Source organism: Sphaerotilus natans (genome assembly GCF_900156335.1).
GTDB classification, from domain to species: Bacteria; Pseudomonadota; Gammaproteobacteria; order Burkholderiales; family Burkholderiaceae_C; genus Sphaerotilus; species Sphaerotilus natans.
Genome location: NZ_FTMZ01000011.1, coordinates 91,252 through 112,126 on the forward strand (window position 1 = coordinate 91,252; position 20,875 = coordinate 112,126).

General features: G+C 69.7%; 19 protein-coding genes and 1 pseudogene. 12 read left to right on the forward strand and 8 right to left on the reverse strand.

Annotated features, from left to right (window positions below; translation table 11 throughout):
- Both BW996_RS11475 and xth read left to right on the forward strand, forming a co-directional pair.
- Positions 1–1,758, forward strand: a complete 1,758-nt coding sequence (locus BW996_RS11475) for a SulP family inorganic anion transporter (RefSeq protein ID WP_241461891.1) — start codon at positions 1–3, stop codon at positions 1,756–1,758.
- Complete coding sequence (xth, locus tag BW996_RS11480; protein ID WP_037479710.1) at positions 1,755–2,525, forward strand: exodeoxyribonuclease III; 771 nt, start codon at positions 1,755–1,757, stop codon at positions 2,523–2,525. Before BW996_RS11475 ends, xth begins: the two co-directional genes overlap by 4 nt.
- 76 nt (positions 2,526–2,601) lie before the next feature.
- Here the strand turns inward: xth and BW996_RS21310 are convergent, their stop codons facing one another.
- Together BW996_RS21310 and BW996_RS21065 are read right to left on the reverse strand one after the other, a co-directional pair.
- Positions 2,602–3,198: a PEP-CTERM sorting domain-containing protein gene (locus BW996_RS21310; protein WP_051631699.1), complete on the reverse strand. Its 597-nt coding sequence runs from the start codon at positions 3,196–3,198 to the stop codon at positions 2,602–2,604.
- Positions 3,199–3,576: 378 nt separating this feature from the next.
- Entirely contained in the window at positions 3,577–4,182 is a 606-nt protein-coding gene (locus tag BW996_RS21065; RefSeq protein ID WP_051631700.1) for a PEP-CTERM sorting domain-containing protein, read from the reverse strand.
- 447 nt (positions 4,183–4,629) lie between these two features.
- Here BW996_RS21065 and BW996_RS11495 point away from each other — a divergent pair.
- A pseudogene (locus BW996_RS11495) lies at positions 4,630–5,214 on the forward strand (septal ring lytic transglycosylase RlpA family protein); the annotation flags it as partial.
- 57 nt (positions 5,215–5,271) lie between these two features.
- Here the strand turns inward: BW996_RS11495 and murB are convergent.
- A complete protein-coding gene (gene murB, locus BW996_RS11500; RefSeq protein WP_037479712.1) occupies positions 5,272–6,291 on the reverse strand; it encodes a UDP-N-acetylmuramate dehydrogenase in 1,020 nt (339 codons plus the stop codon).
- Between the two features lie 62 nt (positions 6,292–6,353).
- Between murB and BW996_RS11505 the strand changes: the two genes are divergently transcribed.
- Entirely contained in the window at positions 6,354–6,842 is a 489-nt protein-coding gene (locus tag BW996_RS11505; protein ID WP_037479714.1) for a YajQ family cyclic di-GMP-binding protein, read from the forward strand.
- Positions 6,843–6,865: 23 nt separating this feature from the next.
- Here the strand turns inward: BW996_RS11505 and BW996_RS11510 are convergent, their stop codons facing one another.
- Positions 6,866–7,501 (reverse strand): hypothetical protein, encoded by a 636-nt coding sequence (locus BW996_RS11510; protein ID WP_037479716.1) that lies wholly within the window; start codon positions 7,499–7,501, stop codon positions 6,866–6,868.
- A 179-nt stretch (positions 7,502–7,680) separates the two neighbouring features.
- Between BW996_RS11510 and BW996_RS11515 the strand changes: the two genes are divergently transcribed.
- The 6 genes from BW996_RS11515 (at position 7,681) to ileS (ending at position 15,481) form a co-directional block, all read left to right on the forward strand.
- The gene (locus BW996_RS11515; protein ID WP_037479718.1) at positions 7,681–8,886 is read left to right on the forward strand and encodes an acyl-CoA dehydrogenase family protein; all 1,206 of its coding nucleotides are present in this window, start codon (positions 7,681–7,683) and stop codon (positions 8,884–8,886) included.
- A gap of 28 nt (positions 8,887–8,914) precedes the next feature.
- On the forward strand, positions 8,915–10,045 hold the full coding sequence (locus BW996_RS11520) for an acyl-CoA dehydrogenase family protein (RefSeq protein WP_037479720.1): 1,131 nt from the start codon (positions 8,915–8,917) through the stop codon (positions 10,043–10,045).
- 31 nt (positions 10,046–10,076) lie between these two features.
- Positions 10,077–10,637 carry a thioredoxin family protein gene (locus BW996_RS11525; RefSeq protein ID WP_051631702.1) on the forward strand — a complete coding sequence of 187 codons (561 nt, stop codon included), beginning with the start codon at positions 10,077–10,079 and terminating at the stop codon, positions 10,635–10,637.
- A 29-nt stretch (positions 10,638–10,666) separates the two neighbouring features.
- Positions 10,667–11,395: a pseudouridine synthase gene (locus tag BW996_RS11530; RefSeq protein ID WP_037479723.1), complete on the forward strand. Its 729-nt coding sequence runs from the start codon at positions 10,667–10,669 to the stop codon at positions 11,393–11,395.
- Positions 11,396–11,430: 35 nt separating this feature from the next.
- Positions 11,431–12,453 carry a bifunctional riboflavin kinase/FAD synthetase gene (locus BW996_RS11535; protein WP_037479725.1) on the forward strand — a complete coding sequence of 341 codons (1,023 nt, stop codon included), beginning with the start codon at positions 11,431–11,433 and terminating at the stop codon, positions 12,451–12,453.
- Between the two features lie 127 nt (positions 12,454–12,580).
- Positions 12,581–15,481 carry an isoleucine--tRNA ligase gene (gene ileS / locus BW996_RS11540; protein ID WP_076458907.1) on the forward strand — a complete coding sequence of 967 codons (2,901 nt, stop codon included), beginning with the start codon at positions 12,581–12,583 and terminating at the stop codon, positions 15,479–15,481.
- 70 nt (positions 15,482–15,551) lie between these two features.
- On the opposite strand, the gene BW996_RS11545 is transcribed toward ileS, so the two are convergent.
- Together BW996_RS11545 and BW996_RS11550 are read right to left on the reverse strand one after the other, a co-directional pair.
- Positions 15,552–16,262, reverse strand: a complete 711-nt coding sequence (locus BW996_RS11545; protein WP_175619118.1) for a GNAT family N-acetyltransferase — start codon at positions 16,260–16,262, stop codon at positions 15,552–15,554.
- A gap of 8 nt (positions 16,263–16,270) precedes the next feature.
- The gene (locus tag BW996_RS11550) at positions 16,271–17,602 is read right to left on the reverse strand and encodes a hypothetical protein (protein WP_076458909.1); all 1,332 of its coding nucleotides are present in this window, start codon (positions 17,600–17,602) and stop codon (positions 16,271–16,273) included.
- A gap of 364 nt (positions 17,603–17,966) precedes the next feature.
- Between BW996_RS11550 and lspA the strand changes: the two genes are divergently transcribed.
- Both lspA and BW996_RS11560 read left to right on the forward strand, forming a co-directional pair.
- The gene (gene lspA / locus BW996_RS11555; RefSeq protein WP_037485712.1) at positions 17,967–18,497 is read left to right on the forward strand and encodes a signal peptidase II; all 531 of its coding nucleotides are present in this window, start codon (positions 17,967–17,969) and stop codon (positions 18,495–18,497) included.
- Positions 18,498–18,596: 99 nt separating this feature from the next.
- The gene (locus tag BW996_RS11560; protein ID WP_037485714.1) at positions 18,597–19,451 is read left to right on the forward strand and encodes a DUF2189 domain-containing protein; all 855 of its coding nucleotides are present in this window, start codon (positions 18,597–18,599) and stop codon (positions 19,449–19,451) included.
- A gap of 15 nt (positions 19,452–19,466) precedes the next feature.
- Here the strand turns inward: BW996_RS11560 and BW996_RS11565 are convergent, their stop codons facing one another.
- Entirely contained in the window at positions 19,467–20,459 is a 993-nt protein-coding gene (locus BW996_RS11565) for a quinone oxidoreductase family protein (RefSeq protein ID WP_076458910.1), read from the reverse strand.
- Positions 20,460–20,486: 27 nt separating this feature from the next.
- A complete protein-coding gene (locus BW996_RS11570) occupies positions 20,487–20,828 on the reverse strand; it encodes an FHA domain-containing protein (RefSeq protein WP_081838290.1) in 342 nt (113 codons plus the stop codon).
- Positions 20,829–20,875 lie beyond the last annotated feature (47 nt).

The window sequence follows — 20,875 nt, forward strand, 5'->3', positions numbered from 1 at the left end:
GTGCTCGCCGCCCTGCCCGAGCGGCTGCACCGCTTCCGTCCCCGGCTGCTCGACAGTCTGCGCGGCTACGATCGCAGCCGCTTCCTGACCGACCTGGGCGCTGGCGCCACGGTGGGCATCGTCGCGCTGCCGCTGGCGATGGCCTTCGCGATCGCCAGCGGCGTCAAGCCCGAGCAGGGCCTGTACACCGCGATCATCGCCGGCTTCCTGATCTCGCTGCTGGGCGGATCGAACGTGCAGATCGGCGGTCCGGCCGGCGCCTTCATCGTCATCGTCTTCGGCATCATCGAGCGCCACGGCCTGGCCAACCTGCTGATCGCGACGATGCTGGCCGGCGTGCTGCTGTTCCTGATGGGCCTGCTGAAGCTGGGCGGGCTGGTGCGCTACATCCCGGTGTCGATCGTCATCGGCTTCACCAACGGCATTGCGGTGCTGATCGCGCTGTCGCAGCTGCGCGACCTGCTCGGGCTGGACATCACGAAGATGCCGGCCGACTTCTTCGCCCAGATCCACACGCTGTGGCTGCACCGCGCGAGCTTCAACCCTTGGGCCTTCGGCCTGGGCAGCCTCTGCCTGGCCGGGCTGTTCGTCTGGGCACGCATCTTCAAGCCGGGCACCTTCCTGCCGCGCGAGATCGTCGAGGGCCGCAGCGCCCGGGTGGTCTCGCGCCTGCCCGGCCCGATCGTCGCGCTGGTCACGCTGACGGCCTTCAGCACGCTGCTGGGACTGCCGGTGGAGACGATCGGCTCGCGCTTCGGCGGCATTCCGCAGTCGCTGCCCGATTTCGAGCCGCCCGACTTCGACTGGGCCACCGCCAAGCAGCTGCTGATGCCGACGCTGACCATCGCGCTGCTGGGCGCGATCGAGTCTCTCTTGTGCGCGCGGGTGGCCGACAACATGATCGACGCGCCCCGCCACGACCCGAACCAGGAGCTGATGGCCCAGGGCGTGGCCAATGTGGTCGTGCCCTTCTTCGGCGGCATTCCGGCCACCGGAACGATCGCGCGCACCGTGACGAACGTGCGCGCCGGCGCCACCTCGCCGGTGGCGGGCATGCTGCATGCGCTGATCCTGCTGCTGATCATGCTGGCCGCCGCACCGCTGGCGCTGCATGTGCCGCTGGCGGTGCTGGCCGGCATCCTGCTGTTCGTCGCCTGGAACATGGGCGAATGGCACGAGTTCGCCCGGCTGCGGCACTTCAAGCTGCCCTACCGCTCGGTGCTGCTGGGCACCTTTTTCCTGACGGTGATCTTCGACCTGACGGTGGCGGTCGAGGTCGGGCTGCTGCTGGCCTGCGGCTTCTTCATCTGGCGCATGAGCCAGCTGTTCTCGATCGAGCGCCTGGCACCCGACCCCGAGATCGACGTCACCACCTTCCAGGACACCCTGCCCGGCGCCCAGGCCGGCATCGAGGTGCACAGCCTCTACGGCACGCTGTTCTTCGGCGCGATCGGCAAGGTCGAGACGCTGGCCGAGCGGCTGCGCCCCGACACCCGGGTGCTGGTGCTGGAGATGCACCGGCTGATCTCGGTCGACAGCTCCGGCGTCGACGCGCTGGTGCAGCTGCATCGCCAGCTGCAGCGCCGCGGCGTGCGGCTGATCGTCGCGGCGCTCAACACGCAGCCGCGCTCGCTGCTGGAGCGCTCGGGCTTCGTCGCGCAGCTGGGAACCCATGGCGTGGCCCCCAGCCTCGGCGCGGCGATGGAAGCCGCGGCCCTGGCCGGCGCCGCGCCCCCCGCTACCATGCGCGCACCATGAAACTTGCCACCTGGAACGTCAATTCGCTGTCGGTGCGGCTGCCGCAGCTGCTCGACTGGCTCGCCGCCGCCTCGCCCGACATCGTCGTGCTGCAGGAAACCAAGCTGACCGACGACAAGTTCCCCGCCGAGGCGCTGCAGGCCGCCGGCTACGGCTGCGCCTGGTTCGGCCAGAAGACCTACAACGGCGTGGCGCTGCTGGCCCGCTCGGGCCAGGCGATCACCGACATCACCCGCAACATTCCCGGCCTCGACGACCCGCAGGCGCGCGTGATCGCCGCGACGGTCGGAGGCGTGCGCATCGTCGGCGCCTACTTTCCCAATGGCCAGGCGCCGGATTCGGAGAAGTTCGTCTACAAGCGGGCGTGGCTGGCCGCGCTGCAGCGCTGGCTGGCGCAGGAGCTGGCCGCGCATCCGGCGCTGGCGCTGATGGGCGACTTCAACATCGCGCCCGAGGACCGCGACGTGCACGACCCGGTCGCCTGGGCCGGCCAGATCCACTGCACCGACGAGGAGCGCGCCGCCTTCCGCGCGCTGCTCGATCTGGGCCTGAGCGATGCGTTCCGCCTGTTCGAGCAGCCCGAGCGCAGCTGGAGCTGGTGGGACTACCGCAACCTGGCGTTCCGGCGCAACCAGGGCCTGCGCATCGACCACATCCTGCTGAGCGCACCGCTGGCCGCACGCGCCTCGGCCTGCGGCATCGACCGCGGCCCGCGCCGCAACGAGCGCCCGAGCGATCACGCGCCGGTCTGGGTGACGCTGCGATAGCAGGACAAACAGCGAAAAAAGGCGCCCCGCAGGGCGCCTGTCAATTCATGCCGGGAGAAGAACGGTCAGAAGGCGCTCAGGCGCGCTTGCCGTTCATGCGACGACGGTTCATCAGGCCGAGCGCACCCAGACCGGCGAGCATCATCGCGTAGGTCTCCGGCTCCGGCACCGCAGCGACCGACACGTTGTCGACGGTCAGCGAATTGCTGAAGGTCGGCGGCAGCACGGTCGAGCCGAAGTACAGGCGGTAGACGTCGGTGGTGTTGAGCGTGTAGACGCCCGCGGCGACCGTGGTCTCCGTGACGTTGCTCAGGAAGTTCATGCTCAGCGCGGTGCCGGTGCTGGCGTTGTAGAGCGAGAAGTAGCCGTCACCGAAGGTGTCGAAGCTGATCTCGTAGTCGCCCGCCGCGGTCACCTGGAAGGCCGACCAGATGGCATCGCCACCGTTGACGCGCGCCGACTGATCGCCCGCCACGTCGACGATCGACGAGGTGCCGCTGTACGAACCCCACTGGAGATTGTTCCAGCCCAGGTTGGCAAAGCTCTCGAAGCCGCCGGTGGCGACATTCGCCAGCTCGAAGTCGCCATTGGCGATCACGTTCTGGGCCTGGGCACCGGCGGTGGCGCCGATCGCCAGCAGGGCGACGGCTGCAGAAAGAATGGACTTGCGCATGAGAAATACTCCAGTCGAAGCAGGGTTGGATGAAGATGCCAGCCCCTTTCGGGGCCGAAAGAGCACCAGTTGCAGTCTAGGGTCCTGTCCCGGACAGCGATCGAAGATTAAGGCGGATAGAGAATTCCATCTCCCCCGCAAACTGATGCCAACCCATGAACAGGGGCCGGTCAAATATCATCACCCCCTTCCGCAAAACCACCCTATCCGAGGGATAAAGTCAATTCAAGATATTATTTTTCATCCAGAAAATCCTGCGACAAAATCTCTCGACGCGGCACCACAAATAAAAACCCCCCGGACGCGGGTCCGGGGGGTTCGTGGCGAGAACAACCGCACACCTGCCGCACGCGAGTGCGGCGGGGGGTCAGGCGGGCATCAGGCCTTGCCGCCGAGGCGACGACGGCGGCTCATCATGCCCAGCGCGCCCAGGCCGGCGAGCATCATCGCGTAGGTCTCGGGCTCCGGCACCGCGGCGGCCACCGACACGTTGTCGATGTTCAGGGTCGGATGGAAGTCCGGCGGGGTGACCATGCCGCCGAAGTAGATCTTGTAGGACTCGCCGGCCACCAGGTTGGCGCTGGTGGTCTGGGTGGTCCAGGCGGCCGACGGGGTGACGAAGGAGTAGTCGACGATCGACGGCGCCCAGCTGGCGCCCGTCAGGCCCCAGATGCCACCGCCCGAGTAGTCGAAGCTGATGTCGTAGGCACCGGTCACGGTGGCGGTGAAGGCAGCGTACATGATGTCGCCGCTGGCGATCTGGGCGAACTGCTCGCCCGCGACGTCGACCAGCTTGGTGACGCCGGTGCCGCCGGAGTAGTGACCCCACTGCAGATTGCCGAAGCCGACGGTGCTGACCTGCTCGAAGGTGCCAGTGGCCAGATCGGGGTTGTCGAAGGTGCCGTTGGCGACCAGGTTGGTGGACGCGTGAGCGGCGGTGGCGGCCAGCAGCGAGGCGGCCAGGGCGATGAAGGTCTTGCGCATGAAATGGTTCTCCCGGTATGGAAAGGCTCGCGATGGACAGCCGCGACCCGCCTGTTTCCGTGGAATCCCGGTCTGGACCGGCATCCGCGGGGCTGACGACAGTGCCCACGGAATGCAGCGTACGCCGCCCGATCCGGAAAATGCACCCATTTCGTGGCTTGACCCCGTGAACGCGGGAGAAACTCGGGCGCTGCCTGTGAATATGCCTCGGTCAGAAATCACCATCGGCCCCGGACATCAGGCGGCCATGGGGTTTTGCCGCGACAGTCGTCGCCGACGACAGCGACACCGGGCTCGTCCATCCCTTGGACAGGGTGATTCCCGCTCAACCGTGACATGCTGCACGGAAAATCCAGAATGACCCTTCATGCAGGGATTCATGGATGGCTGCCTGCTTGAGCAGCGATGGTATTCATCATTCCCCGTTCAACCGACATGAGACCCATGATGCTTGCCCTGTCTTTCCTGCGATCCTGGGGCGGTGGCCGGCGCGGTCTGCCGGTGCTGCTGGCGGCCGTGCTGCTGACGGCGGGCTGCTCGACGACGCCGGAGCGCGCCCCGCGCGGCAAGCGGGTCGATCCCGCCGCACGCGACGGCGCGCCGGCACGCTGGCCCTTCGACCTGAACCAGGTGCCCGATGCGCAGCCCCGGGTCGAACCGCTGCGCCGGGGGGGGCCGAACAAGCCCTATCAGGTGCTCGGGCGCAGCTATGTGCCGATGACCGCCGACGAGCCGCTGCGCGAAAGCGGCCTGGCGTCCTGGTACGGCACCAAGTTCCACGGCGCCCCCACCGCCAGTGGCGAGATCTACGACATGTACGCGATGACCGCCGCGCACCCGACGATGCCGCTGCCGAGCTACGCGCGGGTGCGCAATCCGCTCAACGGCCGTGAGGTGATCGTGCGGGTCAACGACCGCGGGCCCTTTCACCCGGGCCGCATCATCGACCTGTCCTTGAGCGCGGCGGTACGCCTGGGCGTGGCCGGCGGCGTCAGCCCGGTCGAGGTCGAGCGGCTGACACACGAGGAGATCCGCAACGGCAGCTGGCAGCGCTGAGCGCGCGGATCACCGATCATCGCTCGCCGATCTTCAGCCCACCACCACCGGCTCGGGCTCCAGGCGGATGCCGAAGCGGCCGTAGACGCTCTCCTGGATCGCGCGCGCCAGCGTGATGACCTCGGCGCCACGGGCGTCGCCGCGGTTGACCAGCACCAGCGCCTGCTTTTCATACACGCCCGCGCCGCCCACCGTCTTGCCCTTCCAGCCGCAGGCGTCGATCAGCCAGCCGGCGGCGAGCTTGAAGCTGCCGTCGTCCATCGGGTAATGCACGACATGCGGATCGCGCGCGATGATGTCGCGGCACTGCTCGGGCGTGACCACCGGGTTCTTGAAGAAGCTGCCGGCGTTGCCGATCACCGCCGGGTCCGGCAGCTTGGCGCGGCGGATCTGGCAGACCCAGTCGAAGATCTGGCGCGCGTCGGGCGCGGCGAGGCCGGTCTCCTCGATCCGGCGCTGCAGGTCGAGGTAGCCCAGCTCGGGGCGCCACGGCCGCGGCAGGCGCAGGCGCACCCGGGTGATGACGCTCTTGCCCGCCAGCTCGTGCTTGAAGACGCTGTCGCGGTAGCCGAAGCGGCACAGCCGCCCGTCGAGCGTGAAGCCCCGGCCGGTGACCAGATCGACGCCGTCGAGCGACTCGAAGCGGTCCTGCAGCTCCAGCCCGTAGGCGCCGATGTTCTGCACCGGCGCGGCGCCCACCGTGCCGGGAATGAGGGCCAGGTTCTCCAGCCCCGGCAGCCCCTGCTCGATGGTCCAGGCGACCAGTTCATGCCAGGGCACGCCGGCACCGGCCTCGACGATGAAGGCGTCGCCCCGGGTCTCCAGCAGCCGGATGCCGCCGATGGCCACCTTCAGCACCACCGCGGAGACATCGCGCGCCAGCACGATGTTGCTGCCCCCGCCCAGCACGAACTTCGGCGCGCGGCCGAACTCGGGGTGATCGACGACGCGGCGCACGTCGGCCTCCTCGTCGATGTGGATCAGCGTCTGGGCGATGGCGGGCAGGCCGAAGGTGTTCCAGGCCCGCAGGTTGACGGCGGTTTCGATGCGCATGGCAGAATTTTCCCCTGTTTCCGAACCCCTTCGACGCCCGTCGTCCAGAAAGAGAACCCGCCATGCCCAGCTTCGACACCGTCCTCGAACCCGATCTCGTCGAGGTGCGCAACGCCATCGACCAGTCGAACAAGGAAATCGGCACCCGCTTCGACTTCAAGGGCAGCGATGCCAAGGTCGAGCTGAAGGACAAGGAAATCACGCTGTTCGCCGACAACGACCTGCAGCTGAAGAACGTCACCGACATCGTGCTGGGCAAGATGGCCAAGCGGGGCGTCGACATCCGCTTCCTCGACCTGACGGCCACGCCGGAGAAGATGAGCCACGACAAGCTCAAGCAGAAGGTGACCGTGAAGGCCGGCATCGAAAGCGATCTGGCCAAGAAGATCCAGAAGGCCATCAAGGACAGCAAGATGAAGGTCCAGGCCAGCATCCAGGGCGACACGGTGCGCGTGACCGGCGCCAAGCGCGACGATCTTCAGGCCGCGATGGCGCTGCTGAAGAAGACCGTCACCGAGGCGCCGCTGAGCTTCAACAACTTCCGCGACTGAGCCCGGCGGATCGGGCGCATCGCTCAGCGTGGCGCGTCGATCTCGCCGGCCGACGCGGTCTCGGCGGCACGGGGCTGCGCCACCGGCCGATTCAGCAGCGTCGGCAGCGAAGGCGGCAGCACCTGGGCCGTCGCGGTGCGGCTGCTGCGCCGTCGCCGCCGCGCCTGGGGCGTCACCGGCTCCAGCACCTCGCCGGCCTGAGCCTCCTCCAGCCCCGCGCGCAGATGGCGGCGCACCACCCCGCCGATCAGGTCGCTCTCGCGAAAGCCCAGCCCGTCGACCGCCAGGAAGCGCGAGGAATACTCGCCCAGCTCGCCCTCGGTGTCGCGCACCTTCCAGCCGGCGCCCCGGTAGCGGCGCGCGATGCCGCGGTTCAGCACCCAGCCAGTGATCAGCATCGACAGGCCGGACGACATCAGCGCCAGCGCCAGCGAGGCCGCCACCGGCCAGGTGTGCAGATGCCGCCACTGGCGCGCATGGGCCAGCGCGATGCCCGCGCCCAGCACCGGCCAGGACAGACCGCCGCCGGCGTCCAGCATCACGAACAGCTCGGCCACCGCCGCAGCGACGCCGCCCAGCACCAGCACGGCATCGGTCCCGAGGGACACGTCGGTGTGCCGGTGCAGCACGGGATGGACGAAGGTGAGCGTCTTCTTCATGGCGTCGGAGGCGGAGGGCCGGCACTGGTACCAGTTCGTAGCATCGGCATTCCGGGCCTGAACTTGACGCCCGCGGGCCGGATCCGGATCAACCCGGAGCTGTCCCGGCAGCGACAAGAGCGGTCGGCAGGCGATTTCTACACTGCGACGCCAGCACCCGACGCCCGAGGAGTCCGCCAATGCAGCTGTCCTTCACCGACGAGGAAATCGCCTTTCGCGCCGAGGTGCGCACCTGGGTCGCCGAGAACCTGCCGGCCGACCTGGCCGCCAAGGTGCACGGCGCGCTGCGCCTGTCGCGCGAGGACCTGCAGCGCTGGGCGCGCATCCTGGGTGCCAAGGGCTGGCTGGGCTGGGGCTGGCCGAAGGAATTCGGCGGGCCGGGCTGGAACGCGGTGCAGCGCCATCTCTTCGAGGAGGAATGTGCGCTGGCCGGCGCGCCGCGGGTCGTGCCCTTCGGGCCGGTGATGGTGGCCCCCGTCATCATGGCCTTCGGCACGCCCGAGCAGCAGCGCCGCTTCCTGCCCGGCATCGCCAGCGGCGAGGTCTGGTGGAGCCAGGGCTACTCGGAGCCGGGCTCGGGCTCGGACCTGGCCAGCCTGAAGACCCGCGCCGAGCGCGTCGGCGACCGCTACATCGTCAACGGCCAGAAGACCTGGACCACGCTGGCCCAGCACGGCGACTGGATCTTCTGCCTGGTGCGCACCTCGAACGAGGGCAAGCCGCAGACCGGCATCAGCTTCCTGCTGATCGACATGAAGTCGCCCGGCGTGACGGTGCGGCCCATCCTCACGCTCGACGGCGAGCACGAGGTCAACGAGGTCTGGTTCGACGACGTCGAGGTGCCGGCCGACCAGCTCGTCGGCCAGGAGAACCAGGGCTGGACCTGCGCCAAGCACCTGCTCGCGCACGAGCGCACCAACATCGCCGACGTCAACCGCGCCAAGCGCGAGCTCGAGCGCCTCAAGCGCATCGCGCGCGCCGAAGGCCTGTGGGAGGACACGCGCTTTCGCGACCAGATCGCGCTGCTGGAGGTCGACATCGTCGCGCTGGAGATGATGGTGCTGCGGGTGCTGTCGGCCGAGCGCGGCGGCCGCCAGTCGCTGGACGTGGCCGGGCTGCTGAAGATCCGCGGCAGCGAGATCCAGCAGCGCTACACCGAGCTGATGATGCTCGCCGGCGGTCCCTACAGCCTGCCTTTCATCTTCGAGGCGATGGAGGCCGGCTGGCAGGGCGACGCGGCGCTGGGGGGCGTCTGGCCGGGCGGCGCGGCGCACGCGCACTGCATCCCGCTGACCTCGACCTACCTGAACTACCGCAAGACCACCATTTACGGCGGCAGCAACGAGGTGCAGCGCAACATCGTCGCGCAGACGCTGCTGGGCTGAGGGCTGGGCACAGGACAAGGAGACGGCGATGGACTTCGATTTCAGCGACGAGCAGGCGCAGCTGCGCGAGGCGGTGCGGCGCTGGGCCGAGCGGGCGCACGGCTTCGAGCGCCACCGCGCGATCGTGCGCGACGAGGGCGGCGACAGCGCGGCGGTCTGGGCCGAGCTGGCCGGACTCGGCCTGACCGCGCTGGCGGTGCCGGAGGCGCACGGCGGCCTGGGCTTCGGCCCGGTCGAGGCGATGGTGGTGATGGAGGAACTCGGCCGCGGTCGGGTCGGCGCGCCGTATGCGGCGGCGGCGCTGGTGGCCCCGGTGCTGCTGTCGGGCGCACCCGAGGCGCTGCAGGCGGCCTGGCTGCCGCGCATCGCCGCCGGCGACGCTCGGGTCGTGCTCGCGCACCAGGAAAGCGGCGCACGCTACCGGCTCGACCGGGTCGAGACGACGCTGGCGGCCGCGGACGGCGGCGGGCGCCTGAGCGGCCGCAAGAGCCTGGTGCCGGTCGGCGACCGCGCCGAGGCCGTCATCGTCAGTGCCCGCGACGAGACGGGCCGGCTGGCGCTGGCGCTGGTCCAGCGCGACGCGCCCGGCGTGACGACGCGCGGCCACCTGCTGCACGACGGTACACGCGCGGCCGAAGTCACCTTCCGGGACGCCCCGGCATACCGCCTGAGCGCGGCCGGGACCGACGCGCTGCCCGCGCTCGAGCACGCTGCCGACGTGGCCATCGCCGCGCTGTGCGCCGAGGCGGTCGGGCTGATGGACTTCATCGTCGCGCTGACCGCCGACTACCTGAAGACGCGGCGCCAGTTCGGCGTGCCGATCGCCAGCTTCCAGGCGCTGCGCCACCGGCTGGCCGACTGCAAGATGGCGCTGGAGCTGGCGCGCTCGATGAGCTATCTGGCCACGCTGCGCCTGGCCGACGCGCCCGAGCTGCGCCGTCGTGCCTTCGCGCAGGCCAAAGTGCAGCTCGGCCAGTCGATGCGCTTCGTCGGCCAGCAGTGCGTGCAGATGCACGGCGGCATCGGCGTGACCGACGACTATGTCGGCGCGCACGCCTTCAAGCGCCTGACCTGCATGGAGCTGCAGTGGGGCGACACGCTGCACCACCTCGGCCAAGTCAGCGCGCAGATGCAGGACACCGCCGGCGTGTTCGGCTGATCCGGCCTGCGGGCTGGCATCATCGCGGCCCATGACGAGCAGCAAGCCCTCCTCCCCGAGAAAGAAGCTCCCACGCGCCCTGCTGATCGCGCTGGCCGTGGTGCTGGCGATTCCCGCGGCCTATGTCGGCCAGCGGGTCTGGAATCGCTACCTGCGCCCGGACGTGCCCGGCCCCTACGACCGCCGTGCCGACGCCCAGGCCGACATCGGCCGTGCGGTCGACCAGGCCCGGCGCGAGAACCGGCGGGTGCTGGTGATGTTCGGCGCCAACTGGTGCCCGGAATGCCGCCGCCTGGCCGACGACCTGGCGCAGCCGGCGCTGGGGGCGCCGGTGGCCGAACGCTTCGTCACCGTCAAGGTCGACATCGGCCATTTCGACCGCAACGGCCGCATCATCCAGCAGCTCGGCAATCCGGTCGACGATGGCATTCCGGCCCTGGTGGTGCTGGACGCGACCGGCCAGCGCCAGGGCATGCTGACCGGCAAGCAGGTGGTCGGCCTGCGCCAGTCGGGCGAGCCCGCACCGCTGCTGGCCGCGCTCGACGGCCTGGGCGGCGGTGCCGCCGCCGCGCTGCCCGCCGCCCGGCCCTGAGCTCCGAACCCTCTTTCTCCCTGGACACGATGGCCAAGAAATCCTCCCGCCGCGCTGCGGCGCTCTCCGTCTCGCAGGCGCTTTTCTCGCAAGGCTTCGGCACCCGTCGCGACTGCGATGGCCTGGTGCTCAATGGCCTGGTCACGGTGGCCGGCCGGGTGATCGACGATCCCGACGAGCCGGTCGAGACCGACGGCCTGGTGCTCACCGTCGAGGGCCGCGACTGGCCCTGGCACGAGAAGGCGCTGATCCTGCTGCACAAGCCCGCCGGCTACGAGTGCTCGCAGAAGCCCAAGCACTGGCCCAGCGTGATGACGCTGCTGCCCCCGCCGCTGCGCTGGCGCAGCGGCGGCGACCTGCAGCCGGTCGGCCGGCTCGACCAGGACACCACCGGCCTGCTGCTGCTGACCGACGACGGCGCGCTGATCCACCGCCTCACCCACCCGAAGAAGCATGTCGACAAGGTCTACGAGGTGAGCTGCGCACGCCCGGTCACCGAGGAGCAGCTGGCGAAGCTGCGCGCCGGCGTGGTGCTCAACGACGACCCCGTGCCGGTGCGCTCCGAGGAGTGCGAAATCACCGGCGAGCTCACGCTGCGCATGATGCTGACCGAGGGCAAGTACCACCAGGTCAAGCGCATGATCGCGGCGGTGGGCAACCATGTCGAGGCGCTGCACCGCAGCCGCTTCGGCCGACTGACGATCCCCGACGGGCTCGCGCCGGGCCAGTGGTGCTGGGTCGATCCGGCGGCGATCTGAGCCGGGAGCCGAGCGGCACCGGATAATCGCGTCCCATGCGAGTCTTCCGTGGCATCCATCATCCCGGGCTGGCGCCGGCCTGTGCGCTGACGATCGGCAATTTCGACGGCGTGCATCGCGGCCACCAGGCGATGCTGGCGCTGCTGAACAACGAGGCGCGCCACCGCGGCCTGCCCAGCTGCGTGATGACCTTCGAGCCGCATCCGCGCGACTTCTTCGCCGCGCGCTCCGGCCAGCCGGACAAGGCGCCCGCGCGCATCGCCACGCTGCGCGACAAGCTCGGCGAGCTGGAGCGCTGCGGCGTCGATCAGGTGGTGCTGATGCGCTTCGACGAGCGCCTGGCCGTGCAGTCGCCCGAGGCCTTCATCGGCGAGGTGCTGCAGCGCGGCCTGGGCGCGCGCTATGTGCTGGTCGGCGACGACTTCCGCTTCGGCGCGCGCCGCGCCGGCGACTACGCGATGCTCGACCGCGCCGGCAGCGCGTCCGGCTTCGATGTCGCGCGCATGATGAGCTACGAGGTGCACGGGCTGCGGGTGTCGAGCTCGGCCGTGCGCGAGGCGCTGGCGCGCGGCGACATGACTGCCACCGCCGCGCTGCTGGGCCGCCCCTACAGCATCAGCGGCCATGTGACGCACGGGCGCAAGCTCGGCCGCGGGCTCGGCGCCTCGGCCGCCGGCGCGGACGACGGCTTTCGCACGCTGAACCTGCGCTTCGCGCATCGCCGCTCGGCGGCTGCCGGCATCTATGTCGTGCGGGTGCACGGCCTGACGGCGCAGCCGCTCGACGGCGTGGCCAGCCTGGGCGTGCGCCCCACCGTCGAGGACGCCGGGCGCATCCTGCTCGAGACGCATGTGCTCGACTGGCCGGCCGGGCTCGGCCGCGAGGGGGGCTACGGTAAACTCGTGCGGGTGGAACTTCTGCACAAGCTGCGCGACGAGGCCCGCTACGACGGCCTCGACGCCCTGACCGCCGCGATCCGCCAGGACGTGGTGAACGCACGCCTGTGGTTCGACGGCCACGCCGCCGAACGCCGCCAGACCACGCGCGACCGAATTTGAACGCGGCGCCCCCACGCCGCAACCGCCCCGCCTTGTCATTCCCGCGCACGCGGGAACCCACCCTTGCCACCGCCCTCCCCGTCGTGGATTCCCGCCTGCGCGGGAATGACGGCTTGAACGAATCGCCATGACTCAGACCCCCGCCACCGACTACCGCGCGACGCTCAACCTGGCCGACACGCCCTTCCCGATGCGCGGCGACCTGCCCAAGCGCGAGCCCGCCTGGGTCAAGGCCTGGAACGACGAGGGCCTGTACCTGCGCCTGCGCGAGGCCCGCAAGGACGCGCCGCTGTTCGTGCTGCACGACGGCCCGCCGTATGCCAACGGCCGTCTGCACATCGGCCACGCACTGAACAAGGTCCTGAAGGACATGATCGTCAAGTCGCGCCAGCTCATGGGCATGGACGCGCAGTACATCCCCGGCTGGGACTGCCACGGCCTGCCGATCGAGAACGCGATCGAGAAGCTGCACGGGCGCAAGCTCTCGCGCGACGACATGCAGGCCAAGAGCCGCGCCTACGCCACCGAGCAGATCAGCCAGCAGCGCGAGGACTTCAAGCGCCTGGGCGTGCTCGGCGACTGGGAGCGGCCCTACCGCACGATGGACTTCGCCAACGAGGCCGGCGAAATCCGCGCCTTCAAGCGCGTGATCGAGCGCGGCTTCGTCTACCGGGGCCTGAAGCCCGTCTACTGGTGCTTCGACTGCGGCTCGTCGCTGGCCGAGTTCGAGATCGAGTACGCCGACAAGAAGAGCGACACGCTGGACGTGGCCTTCGAGGCCGATGACACCGGCGCGCTGGCCGCCGCCTTCGGCCTGAGCGGCCTGCCGGAGTCGCTCGCGCAGGGCGGCAAGAAGGCCTTCGCGGTCATCTGGACGACCACCGCCTGGACGATCCCTGCCAACCAGGCGCTCAACGCGCACCCGGAGCTCACCTACGCGCTGGTGGACACGCCGCGCGGCGTGCTGCTGCTGGCCGAGGAGCTGGTGGCCAAGTGCCTGGAGCGCTACAAGCTCGAAGGCACGGTGCTGGCCACCGCCCAGGGCGCGGCGCTCAAGGGCCTGGTCTTCCGCCATCCACTCTTTGACACCGTCACGGCCGAAGAAGGCGGCAAGTACAGCTACCGCCGCCTGTCGCCGCTGTACCTGGCCGACTACGTCACCGCCGGCGACGGCACCGGCATCGTGCACTCGGCGCCGGCCTATGGCGTGGACGACTTCAACTCCTGCGTCGCGCATGGCCTGAAGTACGACGATATCCTCAACCCGGTGCAGGGCCACGGCGTCTACGCCGACGAGCTGCCCTTCTTCGGCGGCCAGCACATCTGGAAGGCCTGCGAGCGCGTCATCGAGGTGCTCGGCCAGAGCGACCGCCTGATGGCGACCCAGCCGATCGTCCACAGCTACCCGCACTGCTGGCGCCACAAGACGCCGGTGATCTACCGCGCCGCCGCGCAGTGGTTCGTGCGCATGGACGAGGGCGAAGGCGTCTTCACGAAGGACAAGGCGCCGAAGACGCTGCGCCAGCTCGCGCTCGACGCCATCGACCAGACGCAGTTCTATCCCGAGAACGGCCGCGCGCGCCTGCGCGACATGATCGCCAACCGCCCGGACTGGTGCATCTCGCGCCAGCGCTCCTGGGGCGTGCCGGTGCCCTTCTTCCTGCACGTCAACACCGGCGAGCTGCACCCGCGCACGATGGAGATCCTCGACCAGGCCGCGGCCATCGTGGAACAGGGCGGCATCGAGGCCTGGAGCCGCGTGACGACCGAGGAGATCCTCGGGGCGGAGGACGCGCCGCACTACACCAAGAGCACCGACATCCTCGAAGTGTGGTTCGACTCCGGCTCGACCTTCCAGCATGTGCTGCGCGGCAGCCACGCCAAGAACTACGCCCATGCGCCCTTCCATGCCGAGGGCCCCGAGGCCGATCTGTACCTCGAAGGCCATGACCAGCACCGCGGCTGGTTCCACTCGTCGCTGCTGCTGGGCTGCGCGCTGTACGACCGCGCGCCCTATCGTGGCCTGCTGACCCACGGCTTCGCCACCGACGGCCAGGGCCGCAAGATGAGCAAGTCGCTGGGCAACACCGTCGAGCCGCAGACCATCACCACCAAGCTCGGCGCCGAGATCGTGCGGCTGTGGGTGGCCTCGACCGACTACTCGGGCGACCTCAACATCGACGACAAGATCCTGGCGCGCGTGGTCGATGCCTACCGGCGCATCCGCAACACCGTGCGCTTCCTGCTGGCCAACACCAGCGACTTCGACCCCGCCACTGACCTGGTGCCGGACGCCGAACTGCTGGAGATCGACCGCTACGCGCTGGCGCGCGCCGCCGAGCTGCAGGCCGAGATCCTGAAGCACTACGCGGTCTACGAGTTCCACCCGGTGGTCTCGAAGCTGCAGGTCTACTGCTCGGAAGACCTGGGCGCTTTCTATCTGGACGTGCTGAAGGACCGGCTGTACACCACCGCGCCGAAGTCGCTGGCCCGCCGCTCGGCGCAGACGGCGCTGTGGAAGATCACCGGCGCGATGCTGCGCTGGATGGCGCCGTTCCTGAGCTTTACCGCCGAGGAGGCCTGGGCGCAGTTCGCGGGGACCGCCTCGCAGGGCTCGATCTTCTTCGAGACCTGCGCCGAGCTGGGCACGCCGGACGCCGCGCTGCTGGCCAAGTGGGCCACCGTGCGCACGGTGCGCGAGGCGGTCAACAAGGAAATCGAGACAGTGCGCACCGCCGGCGCGGTCGGCGCCTCGCTGCAGGCGACCGTGGCGATCACCGCGCCGCAGGCCGACTTCGAGGTGCTGGCCTCGCTGGGCGAGGACCTGAAGTTCGTGCTGATCACCTCGGCGGTGACGCTGGCGGCCGGCGACGCGCTGGCCATCGCGGTCACGCCGAGCACCGCGCCCAAGTGCGAGCGCTGCTGGCACTACCGCGACGATGTCGGTGCCAACCCGGCGCATCCGACGATCTGCGGCCGCTGCGACAGCAACCTGCACGGCCAGGGCGAGGCGCGCCACTGCGCCTGAGGCGGGCGTCGCACCGGGGCAGCGCGATCCCGCCAGCCCCGGACGGGGCGCGCCCCCGGCGCCCGTCAGCTCACCAGTTGCGCTCGTAGATCCCGAGCTTGCGGCCGATGCGGCCGGCGAGCAGGTGCAGCTTCACCCACCGGCCCCGGCCGGCGGGCAGCGTCGCCTTGGGCGGCGGCGTCTCGCCCAGCCGCTCGAAGTCGGCGCGCGCGAGCGTCACCAGCTGCGCGGTCTTGTGCGGCAGGTGCATCACCCGGCCCAGGCGAAAGCCCGTCTGCAGGCAGCGCTCCAGCATCCGGGCATTGCGGATGTCGGGCTCGGCCACGATGCGCTGCACCGAGGCGTCGCGGAAGATCCAGCCGCACATCAGCCGCATGATGTGAAACGACAGGCCCGGCACCGCCGCGCCCCCGGCCGGGGCGACGATCAGGTGAAATCCCCGGTCGCTGTCCTGGGCCGGATAGAAGCGCGCCAGATCGTCCTGCCGAGGGCGATAGGCCTCCATCAGGAACAGCCGGCGCGGCCCGCCGACACCGTCGTGCAGTTCGCCGATCAGCGCCTCCATCCGGCCCTCCTGAACCACCGCACGGAACTTGTCCCGCACCTGGTCGGCCGTCAGCCGCTGCATGCCCCAGAACGCGGCGTAGTCGCGGCGCAGCCAGTCGTGCAGCGTGGCCGAGTCCGTCTCGGGGTCCAGCGGGCGCAACCGGATCACGCCCAGGCCAGGCACCGTCAGCTCCATCAGTTCCATCAGCGCCGACAGCGCAGCAGGTTTCGGCACGGCCGACATCAGGCCGCCGCCCTGGCCGCACGACCATCCAGGCCCTGCTCGGCGTCGAGCGACTGCAGCAGCGCACGCACCGCCACGCCACAGCTGCGCACCTGCAGGTCATCCTCGCTGACCTTCGTGCCCTGGAAGCGGTCCAGCGACTGGTTGGTCAGATCGAGCTCCTGCTGGCAGCGCGGCTGCAGCACCGCGGTGATGCGGCGCAGCCGGCGCGCGGCCGCGGCGCGGCCCTCGGGGCCGGAGACCTCGCCCAGGCGCGCCTGGCCGTCGGGGCCGAGCAGGCCGGCCTTCGTCAGCGCGGCCTGCGTCTCGTGGTCGTCGAACTCGGCCAGCAGCGCCAGCACCACCGTCAGCAGGTTGGCCAGCACGGTGCGGTCGTCGAGCTCGGTCTGGGCGCGGTGGTAGCAGCCCGCCAGCGTGCGCGCCAGCAGCTCGGCCTCGGCCGGCGCCAGTGCGGCGGCCTGGTCGGCCTGCAGCGCCAGCAGCGTCTGCGCGCTCAGGCACTGCGCCAACTTGACCAGCAGCTCCAGCTTCGAGGTCGCGTAGACATAGGCATAGAAACGGTCCCAGTCATCGATCGCCGACAGCATGCGCGTGACCTCGGTCGAGTTCAGCGCCTTGGTGTAGGTGCCGTTCATCGTCGCGTCGAGGAACTGGGTGATCAGCTTCTTGCTGCCCGCGCAGCCGTGACCGCTCAGGCCCGACAGCAGAGAGCCCGAGCTGTCAGCCAGCTCGTACAGGCGCTCGCCGCTCATCGGCTCCGGATCGAGCGGCGTGAGGTCGCCCTTCTCCATCAGCGCGCGCACGACCATGAAGGGGCCGACGCCCAGCGTGAAGAACACCGTCTCCAGCGGCGGCGTGGCGGCATAGGTGCTGCCGCGGCGACGTACCAGATAGGACACGTAGGCCGCGCCCATCTTCGACAGCACGTAGCCTTCCATCAGATTGAAGCGCGCATGGTCGAGGCCGCGGCGTGCGATGTAGTTCGCGCGCACCGTGGTGACCAGCTGCAGCGCGTCGTCCCAGGACGCCATCACGCTGCGCAGCGCCGTCAGATTGATCGGCAGGCCGTAGCGCGAGCCCTCGAACTTGCAGGGCTTGCTCTCGGTCTCGACGATCTCGCGGTAGATCTCGGGATTGGTGTTGTTCTCGCCGATCTGGCGGCCATCGTCGGAATGGAAAGCGCAGATGCCGTTCCAGACGTCGTAGTCGAACTCCATGCGCGGGCGCATGTAGGGCGGCGGGCGCAGACGGGAGTAGGCCTTGACGGCCACCGCATTGAATCGCTTCGAGAAATAGGCAGTCCGCAGTGCGGACTTGATCGGTTCCAGCATGGTTCTCGGCTCTCTTGTGCTCTCTTGGGATCTGGCAGGTGCGCTGCGGTGCCGCAGTGCTGCATCGTCACGACCCAGGCGGCAATCGGCCGTCTGCCTCCCCGGCCCGGTTATGCAGGCTTGACTTCTCCCATCCGCCATGATGCCTGACAAGCGACCAGATCAGAGGAAGTCCAGCCGGTCTGCCGTACTGTGATGCAGATCACGTGACCCGCGTGCGGGCGATGCGCCGGACCAACAGCCGCCCCCCCGGTTCACGGCGTGGCACGATGAGCACGCAGCGCACGGTCACCCGGCGCAAACTGGCTACAGTGGCGCATCCGCCGGTCTCGCGCCGGCTCCTTCTCCGACCTTTGCGACCGCGATGTCCTCCAAGCCCCGCTCCTCCTCGCCCTCCCGCACCGATGCCCGCCTGCTGCCCTGGCTGGCCCTGGCGTTCCTGATCATCGTGCTCGACCAGATCACCAAGATCCTGATCGTGCAGCGCTTCCAGCTCGGTGACGGCCAGGTCATCACCAGCTTCTTCAATCTGGTGCGGGTCCACAACACCGGTGCGGCCTTCAGCTTCCTGGCCCAGGCCTCGGGCTGGCAGCGCTGGTTCTTCATCGGCCTGGGCTTCGCGGCCTCGGCGATGTTCATCTGGATGCTGCGCAGCCACGCCGGTCAGCGCCTGTTCGCCTTCAGCGTGGCGATGCTGCTCGGCGGCGCGCTGGGCAATGTCATCGACCGCGCCTGGCACGGCCATGTGATCGACTTCCTGCAGTTCCACGGGGACTTCCTCGCGCCGATGTTCCCGGGCGGCTATTTCCCCTCCTTCAATCTGGCCGACTGCGCGCTCACCGCGGGCGCGGTCGGGCTGATCCTCGACGAGCTGCTGCGGGTGCGGCGCAGCTGAGCGACACCGCTGAGCAGCCAGCAGCCGGCCGGGAATCCCCGGGCTGTCCAGGGTCGAAGGGCGGCGCTAATCTCCCTGCAGAGCGACAGGAGATGCGCAATGACGCCGATCAATCCGTCGACCGACAACACGCCGGCCGAATCCTCCGCAACCCAGACCGGCGACCCGGCCGCAGCGCGGGAGGCTGCACCGATCCGGCTGCGCCCGCTGCCGATGGGCGCACCGGTGCGCTGGCTGGCCCGAGGAATGGCCGACTTCCGCCGCCACCCCTCGATCGGCCTGTTCTACGGCCTGTGCTTCGTCGCCATGGGCTGGGGCCTGCTGAAGGTCTACGAGAACGCGCCAGCCTACATGCTGGCGCTGTCGGCCGGCTTCCTGCTGATGGGCCCCTTCCTGTGCATGGGCCTGTACGACGTGTCGATGAAGCTCGAGCGCGGCGAGCGTCCCGACTTCGGCGACTCCCTGGTCGCCTGGGAAAGCCACCTCGGCCAGATGGCGATCTTCGGCTTCGTGCTGCTGGTGCTGGAAATGCTCTGGGGCCGCGCGGCGATGGTGGTGTTCGCGGTCAGCTTCGACGGCATGCCGGACATGAAGGGCTCGCTGCTGGCGCTGCTGGACCCGGACAACATCGGCTTCATCGTCACCTACCTGGGCGTCGGCGCGATCTTCGCCGGGCTGATCTTCGCGGTCAGCGTCATCAGCATTCCGATGATGCTCGACCGCCAGGTCGACGCGATCACCGCCGGCCTGACCAGCATGCGCCTGGTGCTGACCCAGCCCGGGGTGATGATCTTCTGGGGCGCGCTGCTGACCGCGCTGACGCTGCTGGCGATGCTGCCGGGCTTTCTCGGCCTGATCGTCCTGGGCCCGATCCTCGGCCATGCCAGCTGGCATGCCTACCGGGACGCGGTCATCGACGAGACCCGCGACCCGGACGGCAACGCACGCGGCTGAGCGGCGTTGTTCGGCTCAAGGCAGCAGCACCAGGCAGCCGGTGGTGGCCCGCGAGGCCAGATCGGCATGGGCCTGGGCCGCGTCGGCCAGCGCGTAGCGGCGCGACACCGGAACCTGCACCTCGCCTGAGCCCACCCGCGCGAACAGATCATCGGCCATCGCCTGCGTGCTCTCGCGGGTGGCCAGATGGGTGAACAGCGTCGGGCGCGTCAGGTGCAGCGAGCCCTTGGCCGCCAGCATCCCGAGGTTCACCGGCGGCACCGGCCCGGAGGCATTGCCGAAGCTGGCCATCAGGCCGAAGGGCTCCAGACAGTCGAGCGAGCCCTCGAAGGTGTCCTGGCCGATCGAGTCGTAGACCGCGCGCACGCCGCGCCCGCCGGTGATCTCGCGCACCCGGGCGACGAAGTCCTCGCTGCGGTAGTCGATGGCGAACTCGGCGCCGTGATCCCGCGCCAGGCGACATTTTTCGGCGCCGCCGGCGGTGCCGATCAGCCGCAGGCCCAGCGCACGCGCCCACTGGCAGGCGATCAGGCCGACGCCGCCGGCCGCCGCATGCCACAGCACGAAGTCGCCCGGCTGCAGGCCGCCCTGCGGCTGGGTGCGCCGCAGCAGGTACTGCACCGTCAGGCCCTTGAGCATCATCGCCGCGCCGGTCTCGAAGTCGATGCCGTCGGGCAGCACCACCACCGAGCGCGCCGGCATCACCCGCAGCTCGCAGTAGCTGCCCGGCGGCTGGCTGGCGTAGGCGACGCGGTCGCCGACCCGCAGGTGATCGACACCCGCACCGACCGCCTCGACCATGCCGGCGCCCTCCATGCCCAGCGTCAGCGGCAGCGGGTTGGCATAGAGGCCGGTGCGCTGGTAGATGTCGATGAAGTTGACGCCGACGGCGTGGTGGCGGATGCGCACCTCGCCGGGGCCGGGCTCGCCGACCTCCAGCTCGACGAGCTGCATCGCTTCGGGGCCGCCGAACTGGCGGATCTGGATCGCACGGGCGCTTGCGGGCATTCATGTCTCCTGTGACCAGGCGTCAGCTTACGAGATCACGGTCGATCCTGCCGGAAGCAGCTGCACTTGCAGCAGATAGTCGCCGACTTGCAGCTCGTCGCCGTCGAGCAGACGCACGCAGCAGCCCGGTGCCAGCATCTGCCCGTTCAGACGCAGCGGATTGGCCCGCCCCAGGCTGCGCAGCATGTAGCCGTCCTCGATGGGAAGCACCTCGGCCTGCAGCCGCGAGATGCATCGCCGGGGATCCGGCAGTGCCAGCGTGCAGTCGTCTGCGCGTCCCAGCGTGCCCCCCTCCGCCCCAAAAGCCGCGCAGAGCGATCCCCCAATGACGCCCCCCGCCCGAAGAACGGCACGAATCAGCAACGACATCTCGATGACGGCATGAGCGCACGGTCCTCCTGGGCGGCCAGTCTGCA